Here is a 16,169-nt window from a genome sequence, read left to right as displayed (position 1 = left end):
CGGCCCTTTCAGCGACAACCCTAGCTTGGCAGATCAGCCCTGGTAGCCCTGCACCACTTCGTCCGCCATGCGATTCAGGCAGGTCACGCTGGCGGTGCACAGGTACCAGGTCTGGGCATCGACGAAGACCACCTTGCCGTTGTTCCAGGCCTTGGTCTGGCGCAGCAGGGGGTTTTCCAGGGTTTGCAGGTTCAGCGCCGGACGCCGTTCCATCACGGCCGTGCGGTCGATGACATACAGAATGTCGGGGTCAGCCTGCTGGATGAACTCGTTGGAAATCGGCTGGCCGTGCAATCCAGCCTCGATATCGGTGCTGGCCGGCTTCACGCCCAAGGTGTCGAAGACAAAGCCGTAGCGCGACTTCACGCCATACGAGGTGAACGCGCCATTGTTATGCAGCACGATCAGCGCCTTTTCAGGCCGGCCTTCCGTCACTTTCCGGGTCTGTTCGACCTTGGCATCCATCTGCGCCACTTTCTCGCGAGCCAGTTCCTCCTTGCCGAAGATGCGCCCGAGGGTGGTCAGGTGGTTTTTCGCCGTGTCGATGAAGTTGCCCTGCTTGTTGGTCAGGTCGACATCGTCATACACCGTCGGCGCAATCTGGCTCAGTTCGGCGTAGCTCTGCGCCTGCAATGGCGAGATCAGGATCAGGTCGGGCTTGAGGGCATGCAGGCGCTCCAGGTTGGGCTGGATGGTGGTGCCGACATCGGCGACCTTGGGGTCGTCACGGTACTTGACCAGAAAATCGGCCACGTAGTCCTTGGCGATGCCGACGACCGGGGCGCCCAGCTGGTCGAGGCTGTCCAGTTCACTCATGTCGAACGCCACGACACGCTCTGGCAGCTTGTCGATCGCCGTGGTGCCCAGCGGATGCTTGATGTTCACGGGCTCGTAAGGCGCCGCTGGCGCAACCTGCGCGGTGGCCTCGGCGACCGGTTTGTCGCAGCCTTGCAACGCTGCCGTCATGGCCATTGCCAGCAGCAGGCCAGCGGTCTTGTTCATCGTTCCAGCACTCATATCAGCTCCCTTGACGTTGATGGATTGAAGTAATTGCAGACGAAGCCTTGTTCGCTGTGCAGGATCTCGAAATCCAGGTCGAACAGCTCGCGCAGGCGCGTTTCGTTGACCACCTGTTTCACCGGCCCGCAGCAATGCACCGCGCCGTTTTTCATGGCGACGATATGGTCCGAGTAGTTGGCGGCGAAGTTGATGTCGTGAACCACCAGGATCACCGTTCGGCCTTGCTCGTCGCACAAGCGGCGCAGGGCACGCATGATCAGCACGGCGTGCTTCATGTCGAGGTTGTTGAGCGGCTCGTCCAGCAGCAGGTAGTCGGTCTGCTGGGCGATGGTCATCGCCAGGAACGCCATCTGGCGCTGTCCGCCGCTGAGCTCGTCGATGTAGGACAGGCGCAGGCGCTCGAGTGAGAGAAACGCGATGGCGTGGTCGATGGCCTGGTGGTCCTCGGCGGTCAGGTTGCCCCGGCTGTAGGGGAAGCGTCCGAACGCGACCAGCTCCTCGACGGTCAGGCGCAGGTTGAACTCCGGTGCCTGGCGCAGGGTTGCCACGCGCTTGGCATAGTCGCGGAGGGCGATCGACGCGATGCTGCGCCCGCCCAGGTCCAGCTCGCCACGCGTGGCGCTCTGCAGGCGGGCTATCAGCATCAGCAAGGTGGTCTTGCCAGCGCCGTTGGGGCCAATCAGCGACGTCACCTGCCCCTGCGGGAACCGGACGCTGACGTCGTTCAGCACCTGCTTGTTGCCGTAGGCCTTGTAGACATGGCTAAGGGAGATCATGCGATGCCTCGTGTGCGTACCATCAGCGCGAGAAAGTACACGCCACATACCAGGTTGATGAGAATGCTGACGGAGGTGTGGTAGTTGAACATCTGCTCGACCAGGTACTGGGCGATGATGAAGAGGCCGATGGCGATGGCACTGGCCATCGGCAGCGTGACCCGGTGGCGGTTGGTGCGTGCCAGCGCGTAGGTGATGTTGGCAACGAACACGCCCATGAACGCGGTCGGCCCCACCAGGCTGGTGGACACCGCGACCAGGATGGCGATAAGCGCCAGTTGAAGGCTCACGCTGCGCACGTAGTCGACCCCCAGGGACGTTGCCTGGTCACGCCCCAGCGACAGCACATCGAGCAGCGGCAGGGTGCGTCGCGCGATCAGGCACACGGCCCCCACCAGCACGCCCGAGTAGATCACTTGCGCGGGTTGCGCCTTGTTGAACGAGGCATAGTTGAAGCCCTGGAAAATCGAGAACTCGCCCGGGCTGATCTTCAGCTGGATGAACTGGGTGAAGGTCGCCATCACCATGCTCAGCACCAGGCCTATCAACAGCAGCAGGTAGACGTTGTTGCGTCCGTCACGGAACAGCCACCGATGGATCAGCCAGGAATACCCAAGCATGAGCAGGATGGACAGCAGCACATTGCCGTTGCGGCCCAGCAGCACCAGGCTCTGGGTGCCCAGCACCAGTATCAGCAGCGCCTGGAACAGCAGGTAGATGGCCTCGTAGCCCATGATCGCCGGGGTCAGGATGCGGTTGCCGGCAATGGTCTGGAAGATCACCGACGCGTAGGCAATGCACACCCCCGCAATGCCCATGGCCGCCAGGCGGGTCAGGCGCTTGGGGATCACGTAGGAAAAGTCCATGCCGGAGCCGAGCAGCAGGAAGCCCAGCGCCAGCGCCAGAACCAGCAGCCAGATGCCGTATCGGGTTGCCCTGCCGCTCATGTGTACTTCCTGATCAGCAGCACAAGGAACAACACGCCACCGACGCTGCCAGCGGTGAGGCCGATGGGCACTTCGAACGGGTAGATCAGCAGGCGGCCCAGGATGTCACAGGCCAGTAGCAGCGAGGCGCCGCACACGGCCACGATCGGTAGCGTGCGCGCCAGGTTCTCCCCGAAATACATCGCCACCAGGTTGGGAATCACCAGGCCCACGAAAGGAATCGCGCCCACCGTGATCACCGTGGCCGACACGGTCACCGCCACCAGGATCAGGCCCAGCGCCGCGTTGGCCGTGTAATTCAAGCCCAGGCTGCTGGCCATTCCCTCGCCCATGCCGAGCACGGTGAAGCGCTGGGCGAACAGGTACACCAGCACGACGATCGGCAGGATCAGGTAGATGATCTCGTAGTTGCCCTGGACGACCCGGGAGAAGTCCCCCAGCAGCCAGCCCTGCATGCTCTGCAGGAAGTTGTGGCGATAGGCATAGAACTCGGCAATGGCGCTGAGCACGCTGCCATACATCAGGCCCACCACCGGTATCAGCACGGTGCCCTTGTGCTTGATATGCCGGATGATGGCCACGTACAGCAGGCTGGCGACAAAGCAGAAGGCCAGGGCGAACAGCATCTTTCCCGTGGTTCCGATCGCCGGCACCATGGTCAGGGACACCAGGATGCCCAGCTTTGCCGCGTCCAGCCCGCCAGAGGTGGCCGGCTCGACGAAGCGGTTGCGCACGATCTGCTGCAGGATCACCCCGCACATCGCCAGCCCGACGCCGGTCAGCACCAGCGCGGCCAGGCGTGGAAGGCGGCTGGCGGTGAGGGTCAGCCAGGCATCGTCGGAAAAGCTGAGCAGGGCGCTCCACGAGACCTGCTTGACCCCCACCATCAGCGACAGGCAGCACAACAGCGTGAACAGGACCGGCAAGGCTGCACGTCTCAAGCAGGGTCCTCGCTGGCAAGACCGGCGCCGATCCGCCAGCCCTTCGCGGCGCGGCGCTGGGCAAGAAAGTGCGCATACAGGCCAGGCTTGCTGCTCAACTGCGCGTGCGAGCCTTGTTCGCGAACCTGGCCTTGGTCGAGCACCACGATCTGGTCGGCCATGGCCACTGTGGACAACTGGTGGGCAATCACGATCAGCGTGCGCTTGCCGCGCAAACGCGCCAGGGCCTCGGCAATCGCGGCCTGGTTCTCGGCGTCGAGCGCCGCGGTGGCCTCGTCGACCAGCAGGATCGGCGCATCCTTGATCAGCGCCCGGGCAATGGAGATCCGCTGGCGCTCGCCACCGGAGAGCCGGGCGCCGCCTTCGCCAACCGGCGTATCCAGGCCCTGTGGCAGGCGCTCGATGATCTCCAGCACGCCCGCCTGGCGCGCCGCTTCCATCACCTGCGCATCACTGGCGTCGGCTTTGCCGATGCGGATGTTGTCGGCGATGCTGCCCTGGAACAGGTAGGCATCCTGGAAAATCTGGCTGATCTGCGCCGCCAGCTGTGCGCTGCTCATCTGCCGCACATCCACGCCTCCGACCCTGACACTGCCGTGGCTGGCATCGAAGAAACGCGCGATCAGCCGCATCAGGCTGGTCTTGCCCGAGCCCGAAGCCCCGACCAGGGCGGTCATGCTGCCAGGGGCGATACGCAGGCTCACCTTGCGCAGCACTTCAGGCAGGTCATCGCCGTAGCGCAAGCTCACTTCACGCAGCTCGACCGCGCCATCGACCGGCGCTTGCGGGTCTTGCGGCTGCGGCAGCGGCTCGACAGCGAACAGCTCACGCACCACTGCCAGCTGGCTGCGTGCCCCGCGCAACACCTCGCTGTAGCTGGCCACCTCCAGCAGCGGATCGATGAAGCGGCTTGCCAGCAGCAGCGCCAGCATGACCGCGACCATTGAACTGGCCGGCAGGTCGCTGCCTGCCAGGTCGCCGAGCCACAGCGCGGCGGCAACCAGCAGCGCGGCGAATACCGCCTGCACCGCCCAGGTGTTGGAGACCACCGACATGGCGGAGACATGAATCAGGTGCCTGGCCGACTGTTGCTGGCGCGTGATCGCCTGCTCGAGAAAATGCGTGCCGCCGTCCTCGCCGTTGAATGCACGCAGCACCGACTGCGCCTGGGCGAATTCGACCATGCGCCGGCTGGTTTGCGCGGTGTGCGCGTGAAAGCGCTCGTCTGCGCGCTGTCCCAGGCGCGCGGTCAGGAAAAACACACCGAACAGGATCGGCAGCGCCAGCAGGGCGATCACGCCCATCTGCACATTCAGGGCAAACAGCGCCGCAACCACCACCACGGGTGTGACCACCCCAGTGATCAATGGCGTGAACACATGGGCTGGAAGCTGGGCCAGGGCCATCATGCCCTGGGAGGTGACATGGCTCAGGCGCGCGGTGTTGTGCGCGTTGAACCACCCGACCGGTAGCTGCGCGACATGGTCACCGAGGCGATGACGGCCACGCTGGAGCACGGCGATACCGACCCGGATGCCGGCTTTTTCCACTGTGCGCCGGAGTGCCCAGCACAGCAACACGCCGACCAGCAACACGCACAACCATTGCCCGGCACCGCGCGCATCCTCGCCCAGCAGGCTGCCGAGCAGCGGCATCAGGATGATGATGGTCAGTCCGCAGAGCAGGCCATAGGCCAGGGTCAGCCCCAGATAGCGGCGCAGCACGGGTGCGTCATCGCCCAGCAAGTGGATGAAGGTGTTCAGCATGGGGATTGCGCCTTTTCCTTGGCCTGTTGGTAGCCACCCAAGGCCCACAGGCGGGCATAGTGGCCGTTACGCGCGAGCAACTGCAGGTGATTGCCCTGTTCACGAATGCTGCCGTTGTCGATCAGGATGATCTGGTCGGCGTGCATGACCGTATCCAGGCGGTGGGCGATCACCAGCACGGTGCGGCCCTGGGCGAAGCGCGACAGCGCGTGCTGGATCTGCACCTCGTTTTCGGCATCGGCTGCCGCGGTGGCCTCATCGAGCACCAGCACGGGCGGATCGAGGAGCACCGCGCGGGCGATGCTCACCCGCTGCAGCTCGCCGCCAGAAAGCTGCGCGTCTTCTCCCACCACCGAGTCATACCCTCGAGGCAGGGCGAGGATCCGTTGATGGATATTGGCCGTGCGCGCCGCGTCCTCGATCGCGTCCTGGCTGGCCGACGGACGGCCCAAGGCGATGTTCTCGCGCAGGCTGGCATGGATCAGGCGCACTTCCTGGAGCACGAAACCGATCTGCCGGTACAGCTGCGTGGTATCGATTTGTCGCAGGTCGACGCCGCCCAGGGTGATGCGCCCGGCGCTCGGATCGAAAAAGCGCAGCAACAGCCGCGCCAGCGTCGACTTGCCAGCGCCGGAAGCGCCGACAATCGCCGTCACAGTGCCGGGCCGGAGCGTGAAGCTCACGTCGTTGAGCACCGCGGTACCGCTGTCATAGCTGTAGTCCAGGTGTTCCACCCGGATTTCGGCGTCCCTGGGGATCGCCGAGGCGCTGGCGGGCAGGGTTTCCAGCACCGGCGTGTGCAGCAGGCCGTGCACACGCTGGGCGGCGCCGGTGGCGTTGTGCAGGTCATGGGTGAGATAGCTCATCAGCAGCAGCGGCGCGCACATGCCGGGCGCGACCAGGGCGAACGGCAGTATCTCCACCGGGGTGATCCAGCCCAGGCTGGCGAACAAGGTGCCGAAGGCAAGCACCACGCCGAGCACGGCCACGGGGGTGATCAGCGCGTGGGCGTTGGCCATGGCGCTGACCAGAGGCCGGGTGAAGTCAGTGAATGCCGCCGCGAAGGCATCCACTGCCTCACGGTAGCTGCCATGGGCCTTGCCCTCGACCCCAAAGGCCTTGACCACCGGGATGCCCTCGACGAACTCGACCACCGCGTTGTTGATCCGCGCCATGCCCGCCCCGAATGCCTGCATGTGCGCGGCACTGGCCTTGGTGGCCCGGGAGACGAACAGGAAAAACAGCGGGAAGGGCAGTAGCGAGACAATCGCCATGCGCCAGTCCATGGCGAACAGGTACACGACGGCGATCAGTACCGCGCCGATGGTCCGCCCCAGCGTGGTATAGAAATGCGCGGTCAGGCTGTGCAGGGTGTCGATGTCGTCCTGCATCGCCTGCTTGACCTCCCCCGACACCCTGCTGGTGAACCAGCCCAGCGGCACCTTGGCCAGGCGCCGGGTGATGGCCAGCCGCAGATGGCCGGTAATCCGGTTGTCGGCCAGGTGGGCAAGCATCTCGCCCAGCGAGATCAGGGTCATGCCCAAAAACAGGCAGGCCAGGCTGACCACAACCATTTGCCAGACCTGGTCGTGGATCTGTGCCCAGAGACCCTGGACCTCACCCTGGCCCAGCGCAAGCTGGAATATCCGGGCGATGCCGGCCAAGGGCACCATGGTCAGCATGGCGCCGATGGCCGCCAGGGTGCCGGCGACCATCAGGCGCCCGCGAATCGGCTGCAATACCTGAGATACCGTGGCACTGGCCACGGGTTTCGCCTCGCTCGCATCGTTAACGCTCATCGAATCTCCTGAATAACTCCGGCAGGCAGCCATGGGCATGCCTGATGTCCTTGCGTCCGGGCGTGTTACGGGGTGCTTACTGTGTATTACGAACAACGCGGCAAAACCCTCAATGGGCTAGCTCCGCGGACCAGGGCCGGGGACGAACGGCATGCAGGCCCGCAGGCCCGAGGCGATGTATTTCTCGACCGAAGACACCGATACCTTCAGCTCGGCCGCGATGTCACGGTGGCCCATGCCGCTCAATTTGTGCAGCAGCAGTGCCTGGCGCGCCTTGGCCGGCTGGTTGTGCAAGGCGGCGTCGACCTGGGTCAGCGTCTCCACGGCCAGTGCGCGTACCTCCTCCGAAGGCGCCAAGGGCTCCGCCTGTTCCCTGAGTTCCTCGAGATGGCCCGCCTCCAGGCGCCGGCGACGGTACAGGTCGATCACCATGCCCTTGGCGATCTGCGTGAGATGGCAACGGCAGTCCTGAGCCGACGGCACACGGCCCTTCCTGATGAGATTCAGGTAAATGTCGTGGGCCAGGTCAGCCGCATCCGATGAGTTGCCCAGCTTGCGCCGCAACAGGCTGTTCAGCCAGCTGTGATGGTCGATATACAGCTGCTCCAGTTGCTGCTTGAGCGCGAACGATCCGTTGTCCACGACACCTCTCCCCACATCAGCACCTGCGAGCAGATTTTGACTAATGCGAATATGTATGATTACCATTTAGATCATACGGCGTTCGCGAACCTCGTGCAATGCGCCTCCCTGGTAGCTCCTCCCGCTCATTGATCCCGGGCGTATCCCTAGACCGAGGATGGGTCTGTCGGCACCGATGCCGTCCTACTTCTTACTGTTCAGCTTCTCAAGGTGGGAAATTTTCCATGATGGAACTCAAGCCAGATACGGCGTCGCAGTTGTCTCTCACGCATCACGAAGAACAAGCCTGGTTACTGCAGCAGCACTATCCCGAACGAGTGCTCAAACATTTCAGCGCGTGGCGACTGGCGGCCGATTTCGATCCGCACAGGCTCGAAATGGCGCTCAGGACGGTCATTGGCCACCTGCCGTCGCTCACCGCGCTGTATCGGTTCGATGACGATGGCGAACTGCGCAAGGTACACGGCAGCGATGCCCAGGCCTGTATCGAGGTACTGCGGGTTTTGTCCGACGACGATGCCACCGAGCAATTGCTGGCGCTGCAACGCCAGCCTTGGGACGCAGAGCAGCAGGCGCCGCTGAACATGCTCGTCATCCACGCTGGGCGCGACCTGATCCTGGCCTTCGTGCTGCATCAGGTGCTTGACCAGACCTGCCGGGAGGACGATCTCTACCGGCTGACCATGGACGCCTATGCGGGCCGCCCGCTCGGCGACCCGCATCTGCCCTGGCTGCAGCGCACGGCGGAGCAGGGCGACAAGGCCGCGGCAGCGACTGCACCGGTAGCGGCCGCTCAGGAGTCTGGCAACAGCGATGGCATCGCGGCCGTCATCCTGGGCGAGTTTCGTGCGGCCCTGGGCGAGTCGGGCATGCGCCTGACCGATGATTTCTTCGACTTTGGCGGCCACTCGCTGCTGGCCACGCGGATCATCGGCAAGCTGTCGGCGAACCATGGCATCGACGTGCAGTTCAACGATTTCTTCAGTGCCTCCTCGGCCGCGGCGCTCGCCGCGCGTGCGCAGGTTCATGGCCAGGCGGCGCCGACGGCCGGCCTGCCGACGCAGGCGCTGCAAAAGGCGCCGTTCGCCCTGGCCCAGGCTTCACTTGGCCGCGCCTATGCCGCCTTCGACTTCGGCACCATCTTCAACCTGCCCTTTGCCGTGGAGTTTCTTGATCCTGTCGATGAAGCGGTCTTCGAGCAGGCGCTTCGCGACCTGGTGGAGCGGCATGCCAGCCTGCGCACCACCTTTCACTTCGAGGACGGCGAAGCCTGTCAGCAGCTTGTCCCGGTAGCGCAGCTGGGGCAGTACAAGTGGTTCTGGTCCGGCCACGACAGCCAGGGCGCGACCCTGGCCTCAGAAGCCAGCCACCGCTTCGACCTGACCCGCGAGCTGCCGCTGCGCGTGCGCTTCTTCCATGACCCGCGCCGCCAGCGGCAAACCCTGTCGTTGCTGGTCCACCACATGGCCATCGATGAATGGTCGCTGAACGTGATGATGGAAGAACTGGCCCAGGCCTACCAGGCCCGCGCCGCCGACAAGGCCCCCATCTGGGCCGCCCCGGCGCGTTCGTTCCATGAGTACGCGGTGCAGGCACAGGCCGCCGGCATCAACCAGCAAAACCTTGCCTACTGGACCGGCATGCTGCGCGATGCCACCCGTGGCCTGGCGCTGCCGGCCGCCGGGCCCGCGTCCAGCGTGCCTGCCTCGTCCTCGTCCACCAAGGCCCAATGGTTCGAGATCAAGCCGGACCAGGCCCTCACCGACAACCTCTACAGTTTCGCCCGGCAGAACCGCTCGTCGCTGTTTGGCGTGCTTTACACCGCCATCGCGCTGGCCCTGCACAAGATGGGCGACCTGCAGGACCTGGTGATCGGCACCTCGGCCTCGGGGCGTACCGACCCTGCGTATTACGATACGGTCGGCTACTTCACCACCATGGTGGCGCACCGTGTGCAGTTCGATCCCCAGCAGGCGGTTGGCGCGCTGATCGAGCAGGTCAGCAGCCTGATCAACGATTCCATGGCCTATGCCGATGTGCCAATGGAGCAGATCCAGCAGGCATTGGGCATGTCGCCCGAGGACGGCCTGCTGTTCGATGTGTACATCCAGATCCACGCCAACAATGCGCTGAACGGCGCCCTGGATACGCCGGAAGCGGGCAGGATCCGTTACCGGCAGATCGACCCGGACAAGAACCAGTCCATGTTCGGTATCCAGTTCGAGATCATGGAAAACCTGATCGAGGGCAAACGCTCGTTGCGCCTGGTAATCACCTACCTCACCGATCGCTACAGCTCGGAGCAGATGGCGCGCATGGGTGGGGCGATCGAGCAGGTGATGGCCTTGTTCGCCAGCGGCGATGCAGCCGCTGTGAGGGTCGAACACATTCGTACCTGAGGCGGTTCATGCCCTCGTTGGCCGGCAGAGGTCTGCCGGCCAACGAGAAGGGTAACAGCGCCTACGCTCGCTCAGAGCCCCCTCTGCTCAAGCTTCATGCATGCCGTAGCGCTGGAACGCCGAGCGTTTGGGCAGGCGATAGTGCGAGCGGCCCAGCAGCTGATTGATGATCGTCGCGTTGCGAATGGCAGCGATCCCCAGGTCCGGCGAGCCGACGCCATGCTGGAAGATCTCTGCGTTCTGCACGAACACCTGCCCGGCACCGCCGTCGCAACGGCGCGCGGTGAAGTCCTCCTGCACGATGCAGTCGCCCTGCTCATCGGTGGCCAGCACACTGCCCTTGAGGCGCTCGAACCACGCCGGCCAGGCATGCCCGTAACCCGTCGCCGCAACGATCGCATCCGCGCCCAAACTGCTGGTCTGATCCAGCTCGCGATGCCGATAGCCGATGCGCAGGCTCCCGCCGATATCCTCGACGCGCTCGACCTCGCAGTTCGACAATAGCGTCAGGCCTGGGTCGGCGCCGCCAATCGAGCGCTCGTAGATCAGGTCGTAGATGTCGCCGATGGTCGAGAAACTGATGCCTTTGTACAGCAGCCCTTGCCCGGCGACGATGTCGCGGCGCCGCTCGCGTGGAATGCTGTGGAAGTACTCCATGTAGGAAGGGGTGAAGCACTCCTGGCCGAGCTTGGAGTATTCCATTGGGTGGAAGCCCGGCGAGCGGGTGATCCAGCGAATCGATGCGCCCGCCGCGACCCGCTCTGGCGTCAGCTCGTTGAACAGGGCCAGCACGCACTCGGCGGCGCTTTGTCCGGAACCGATCACCGTGACTTGCTGGCACTGCGCCAGTTGCGCCTGGCGCTTGCCGAACTCCGCCGAATGCATGATCGGCGCCGACGTCCTGATCTGCGCCCATTGCGGCAGCAGGGGCGTGGTGCCGACGCCGACGGCCAGGTGCTGGCTGTGATAGTGGCGTCTGAAGCCAGAGACAGACTGGCTCTCGATCAAAAAGCGCCCGGCGCTGGGGTCGTAGCGGACATCGCAGACCTCTTCGCCGAAGTGGCAGGCGGCCAACTGCTCGGAGGCCCAGCGGCAGTAATGATCGTATTCGCGGCGCGGGACCTGGAAGTTATCGTAGTAGTAGAACTGGTAAAGCCGATCATGCTGATGCAGGTAATTCAGATAGCTCAATGGGTGGGTAGGGTCGGCCATCGATACCAGGTCGGCGAGAAACGGCACCTGCAGCGTGGTGCCGGGCAACAGTAGCCCCTCATGCCAGCGGAATTCGGCCTTGCGGTCGAGGAACACAGAGCTCACGCCCTCGTGCCTGCCCAGCAAGGCGGCCAGGCCGAGGTTGAACGGGCCGGTGCCGATGCCAGCGATGTCTACAGTGGGTATGTCCTTCATCCGATCCATCTCCTTGGGCCGTCTATTTTAGTGGGGCGCGGTTGCACTGGACGGCACCGCGCCGGGTTCATGGCGAGCGGGGCGAGCGCTCAGGCGCCTGCGGCGGCGAGCAGTTGCTCGACGTCCCGGGCGTTGCGGCAGCGCAGCAGCTGCCCGGGTGACAGCGCGATGGCGAACTGCTCCTGCACCTGCGCCGAGATGGCTTTCAGGTGTTGCGGCCGCAGGCCCAGGCTGATGAAGTCCACCGCTGCATCAACCCCATCGGCTGGCGGGCGGCCCAGAACATTCAGGTAGATGCCCAGCACCTTGCTGGGCGCCGTGGCGGTCGCACGATCTTCCTGTGCGGGTGCGCTGAGCATGTCGCGCGCACGCTGACGATCAGCCTTGCCATTTTGCGAAAGCGGCAACTCGTCCACGCAGAGCAGGCGCGAAGGCACATGCGTTTGCGGCAGATGCTGGCGGGCATGCTCGCGCAGTTCGCCAACGCCTGGCGCGGCTGCGCCCGGGGCGTTGACGTAGAGCGCGCCAAGGGACACTTCGCCGTGGCGCGGATCGACGTAATCGACCACCAGTACCTGGCGCAGCGCCGGATGCGTGCTCAGCGCCATCTCGATATCCGGCAGCGAGACGCGCACGCCGCGTACCTTCACGTAGCCATTCACCCGGCTGTCGAAGAGCAGCACGCCGTCGTCGCGGTACCGCCCGCAATCACCGGTACGAAACGCCCGGACCGCTTGGCCCTGCTCATCGTCGACGGTGATGAAATCGTTCTGCAGCAGCTCGCCGTCCTCCAGGTAACCCAGGGCCAGGTTGACCCCGGCGGTGTGAATGCGGCCCACCACGCCCGCCGGGCAATGGTTTCCCCGCGCATCAAGCACGAGGTAACGGTTGCCAGGCAGAGGCCGGCCATAGGGGATCAGCGTCTGGTCATCGCCGGTGATGTCATGCCAGATGCTCCAGATGGTGGTCTCGGTCGGCCCACCCAGGGAAATCAGCCTCGCGTCTGGCAGTAGTCCACGCAGTTCGGCAACCGTCGCCGGCTTGATGTAGTCGCCCCCTTGGGCAATCAGGCGCACGCTCTCCAGGCGGTTGCTGCCTCGGCAGGCCAGCAGCATTTCGAGGATTGCCGGGACCGAGCACCACAGTGTCACCTGATGCTGGGCGATCAGCTGGTTCCAGCGCACCGCGTCCTTTTCCTCGCCCGCTCCGGGCAGGACCAGCGTGGCCCCGGCTGTCAGGCATCCGAGGACATCGAACACCGACATGTCGTGGTGCAGCGGGGTGACCGACATGAACACGTCGCGCTCGCTGACCGCCCAGTGCGCCAAGGTGCTGCCGATCACGTTGGCCGTGGCGCGGTTGCTCAGGACCACGCATTTGGGTTTGCCCGTGGTGCCCGAGGTGTACAGGTAGTAGGCCGCGGCGTCGCTCAGCGACAGGTCAGTCAAGTCGTGCGGGCGCGCGGCTTGTCCGGCGAGCAGCGCCGCGCAGGTTGCCGCTGGATGCTCGATCGGCTCGGGCTCGGCCAGTACCACCAGGTCGGGCCGACAGTTATCCAGCAGGTATTGCCGCCGTTGCGCCGGTGCCGATGCATCGATCGGCACCCAGATCACGCCTGTCAGCGCGCAGGCCAGGGTGAGCATGGTGTGCTCAGGGCTGCGCGGCAGGCAGATGGCGACCACATTGCCTTGCCCAAGCCCACGCGCCTGGAGCGCCGCGATGATCCGGCCCACGCCGTCGCCGAGCGCGGCATAGCTGATGTGACGGTCGCCACTGATCAGCGCGGTCTTGCTGTTGCCGGGGTCGAACAGGTTGTTCGCGATCCGCGCGAGGAAGCCGTCGCGGCACGCGTCGCTGGCCGGGCTGTTCAGGCGGTAGTGCTCGGTGTCGATGATTGCCGCGGCGTCGATGGTCAGGTTCTCGCTGGCGGCGGCTTGCCGGATCGCCTTGTCCAGCGCCTGGAGGATGTCGCGGGCCAGCCGTGGAGCCAGGACCTCGCGTGCGAAATCGATGTCGAGCAGCAACGACCCTTCGGGGTCGGTGGAGAAGCGGATATCCATGGCCACCTGGGGTGTCTGGGTCAGTCCGCCGTGCAGGCGCATGGGGTTGTCCGACGGCACCACCGGCCAGGAGAAGCCGTTGGTGATCACCACGGGCAACACCGGGCCGGGACCGTGTTTCTCGAACAGCAGGCGCGCCAGGTCGACGCCGGAAAATGCCAGGTGCTGCAAGCCTTCCAGAACATCCACCTGCAGCCTGGCCGCGCGCTGGGCAAAGGTGTCGTCACCCGGCAACCAGTTGACCGCGATAAAGCTTGAGCGATTGGCGAATGCCGCGCTGGTCTGCGGCGCAACAGGCACCGCTACGCAGAGACTGCCTTCGTTGACCCAGTGCGAAAGCACGTCCAGCACCACGGCCATGAGCACCGAGTTCTTGAACAGGCCTTGGCGTGCCCCCAGCTTGCACAGCGCCGCGAAGGTCTGCCTGGGCACTTGCACGCTCTGGCGTTCGTAGCGGGAGGTGCCGGCCTGATGCAGTGGCGTTGTCCAGGGCAGGCGTGGCGCACCGGATACGGGTTCCAGCTTGGCGCTCCAGTAGGCGGCGTCCGCCTTGCGTTGAACGGCAAGGTCCGTTGGCGCAGCGTCGCTGTCGTCAGCTGCCTCTTCGCTGCCGCTATTGCTGAACAGTTCCAGCATCAGGGTGGCAATCGAGCGCCCGTCAAGGATCAGCGCGTCCAGCCGCGCGAAGACCACCAGCTGCCCATCCGCCAGGCGAAACGCGGTGACATTCCACGGCGCGCGATCAAGCTCGAAGATCGCGTGCGCGTAGTGTTCACGGCGACCCGCGATGTCGCGCAACGCGTCTTCCACGCGGTGGTCGCGCAGGTCGACCTCATCCAGGTTCACCTGCATCTGGTCACTGATGTACTGCATCCGCTTGTGCGCATCGATGCGCAGGCGAAGGCTGGGGTGGCGTCGCACCAGCTCGCCCAGGCGGCTGCGCAGCAAGGCGATGTCCATGCGCCCGCGGTACTCGCGAAACTCTTGCATGGCCACGCCACCGAGTGGAACCTGCGTGCCGCGCCCGAGCAGATAGGCTTGCTGCAACGTGGTCAGCGGCTGCTCGCCAGTGGAACAGGCAAGTGGCTGGTCGAGTGTCGCGGGATGCCTGGCAACATCGCCCACCAACGCCACGAAGTTGTCGAACAGCCTGGATACCCAGGCCAGGGGAAGGGCATCGAGGCGAATGTCCCAGTTGATCAGGATGCCGCCGTCGGCGCAGGCGATCTGCGCATCCAGAGCGACCTGCGGACCTTGTGAAATCACCCACTCCAGGGGCCCGAAGACCCGCCGCACGCGATCGGAGAACAGGTCGCCGCCCGGGATGTCGAGTGCCGCGGTGAACACCACCGGCGCCAGTTGGGCCGAGCCGTGATGACGAGACAGGTCACGCATCAGGTTCACGCCTGGATAGGCGCAATGCTCCAGCAGATCGATCATTTTACCGGCCAGTTGCGAGCACAGCGCCGCAGGGTGGCCAGCGGTGTCGAGGTCCACGTCGAGCATCAGCACATTGGCGAAATCGCCGACGGTACGCTCCACTCCCGCCACCAGCGGCGAGCGCCAGAAGCTTGGGACATTGAGGCGAAACCGGCGATCACCAGTGTGCGCGCCGAGCACCGCTGCAAACAGACCTAGCATGAGGTTCGACAGGGTCATCCTGCGTTCTCGCGCCAGCCGTTGCAGTGCCTGGCGCTGCTCCGGTCCGAGCCAGGTGTTCAGGCGGTGGCTGCGTGCCTGCGCGGGCTGTTCATCGAGAAACGGCAGGGTGGGAGCCGGGGCGATAGTGTCCAGGCGCTCACGCCACCACTGCCTGTCACGCTCCTGCGCTGCCTTCAGCGCGGTGTCGGTACGTGCCTTGTCCCACCAGTCGAAGAATGTCGGCGTCGCCGCCAGTGGCGTTTCGGGCGCTTCGTAGAACGCCGCGAGGTCTTCGATCACGGTGCGCATGCTGGAGGGATCGACGACGATCATGTCGGTATCGACATGCAGGCGGAATGTGTCGCCTGTCAGAAGGCTGACACCGAAGCGAGCTCCCGGGCGGTGGCGCAAGTCCAGTTGTTGGTGGCTCCACTCGTCGCGCTTGCGCAGCAGATGCTGCGCAACCTCCTGGGCATTCATCGCGCGTAGATCGTCGACCTCCAGCCCGGGCGACTGATCCATGGGCACAACGCTTTGCAGCCCTTCGGGACTGAGCCGCAGGCGCAGCATCGGATGAAGCAGGCACACCTTTTCGAGGGATTCGCGCAGCCGCTCAAGGTCAAGGGCGCGACCATCGAACTCAGCGTACAGATGAGCTGAAACCTTCCCTAGATCCGCATGAGCAGTGCGCCCGATCCAGCAGGCGGCTTGCATTGAAGTTAACTCTCTCATGGCTCACTCGTCTCTCATGATTGACAAGACAAACATAAT

The 16,169-nt window shown here is 64.7% G+C and carries 10 protein-coding genes; 1 reads left to right on the top strand and 9 read right to left on the bottom strand.

Features of this window, described 5'->3' with window-relative positions; translation table 11 throughout:
• Positions 1-33: 33 nt before the first annotated feature.
• The 7 genes from VJS90_RS18880 to VJS90_RS18850 all read right to left on the bottom strand — a co-directional run bounded on the left by VJS90_RS18880 (position 34) and on the right by VJS90_RS18850 (position 7,891).
• Complete coding sequence (locus tag VJS90_RS18880; RefSeq protein ID WP_324123153.1) at positions 34-1,017, bottom strand: siderophore ABC transporter substrate-binding protein; 984 nt, start codon at positions 1,015-1,017, stop codon at positions 34-36.
• Positions 1,014-1,796, bottom strand: a complete 783-nt coding sequence (locus VJS90_RS18875) for an ABC transporter ATP-binding protein (protein ID WP_324123152.1) — start codon at positions 1,794-1,796, stop codon at positions 1,014-1,016. Before VJS90_RS18875 ends, VJS90_RS18880 begins: the two co-directional genes overlap by 4 nt.
• The gene (locus VJS90_RS18870) at positions 1,793-2,743 is read right to left on the bottom strand and encodes an iron chelate uptake ABC transporter family permease subunit (protein WP_324123151.1); all 951 of its coding nucleotides are present in this window, start codon (positions 2,741-2,743) and stop codon (positions 1,793-1,795) included. Before VJS90_RS18870 ends, VJS90_RS18875 begins: the two co-directional genes overlap by 4 nt.
• Positions 2,740-3,684, bottom strand: coding sequence for an ABC transporter permease (locus VJS90_RS18865; RefSeq protein ID WP_324123150.1), 945 nt, complete (start codon positions 3,682-3,684; stop codon positions 2,740-2,742). Before VJS90_RS18865 ends, VJS90_RS18870 begins: the two co-directional genes overlap by 4 nt.
• Positions 3,681-5,450 carry an ABC transporter ATP-binding protein gene (locus VJS90_RS18860; RefSeq protein WP_324123149.1) on the bottom strand — a complete coding sequence of 590 codons (1,770 nt, stop codon included), beginning with the start codon at positions 5,448-5,450 and terminating at the stop codon, positions 3,681-3,683. The genes VJS90_RS18865 and VJS90_RS18860 overlap by 4 nt, the downstream gene beginning before the upstream one ends.
• A complete protein-coding gene (locus tag VJS90_RS18855) occupies positions 5,444-7,249 on the bottom strand; it encodes an ABC transporter ATP-binding protein (protein WP_324123148.1) in 1,806 nt (601 codons plus the stop codon). The genes VJS90_RS18860 and VJS90_RS18855 overlap by 7 nt, the downstream gene beginning before the upstream one ends.
• 117 nt (positions 7,250-7,366) lie before the next feature.
• Complete coding sequence (locus VJS90_RS18850) at positions 7,367-7,891, bottom strand: sigma-70 family RNA polymerase sigma factor (protein ID WP_324123147.1); 525 nt, start codon at positions 7,889-7,891, stop codon at positions 7,367-7,369.
• Between the two features lie 224 nt (positions 7,892-8,115).
• Between VJS90_RS18850 and VJS90_RS18845 the strand changes: the two genes are divergently transcribed.
• Positions 8,116-10,290 (top strand): condensation domain-containing protein, encoded by a 2,175-nt coding sequence (locus tag VJS90_RS18845; RefSeq protein WP_324123146.1) that lies wholly within the window; start codon positions 8,116-8,118, stop codon positions 10,288-10,290.
• A gap of 87 nt (positions 10,291-10,377) precedes the next feature.
• Here VJS90_RS18845 and basC read toward each other — a convergent pair whose 3' ends face one another.
• Both basC and VJS90_RS18835 read right to left on the bottom strand, forming a co-directional pair.
• Positions 10,378-11,697, bottom strand: a complete 1,320-nt coding sequence (basC, locus tag VJS90_RS18840) for a putative histamine N-monooxygenase (RefSeq protein ID WP_324123145.1) — start codon at positions 11,695-11,697, stop codon at positions 10,378-10,380.
• Between the two features lie 89 nt (positions 11,698-11,786).
• Positions 11,787-16,112: an amino acid adenylation domain-containing protein gene (locus tag VJS90_RS18835; protein ID WP_324123144.1), complete on the bottom strand. Its 4,326-nt coding sequence runs from the start codon at positions 16,110-16,112 to the stop codon at positions 11,787-11,789.
• Positions 16,113-16,169: the final 57 nt, after the last annotated feature.

This window comes from Pseudomonas sp. (assembly GCF_035277045.1).
Lineage (GTDB): Bacteria > Pseudomonadota > Gammaproteobacteria > Pseudomonadales > Pseudomonadaceae > Aquipseudomonas.
The sequence above is the reverse complement of the archived record's forward strand: the minus strand, read 5'-3'. Positions and strand labels throughout refer to the sequence as shown.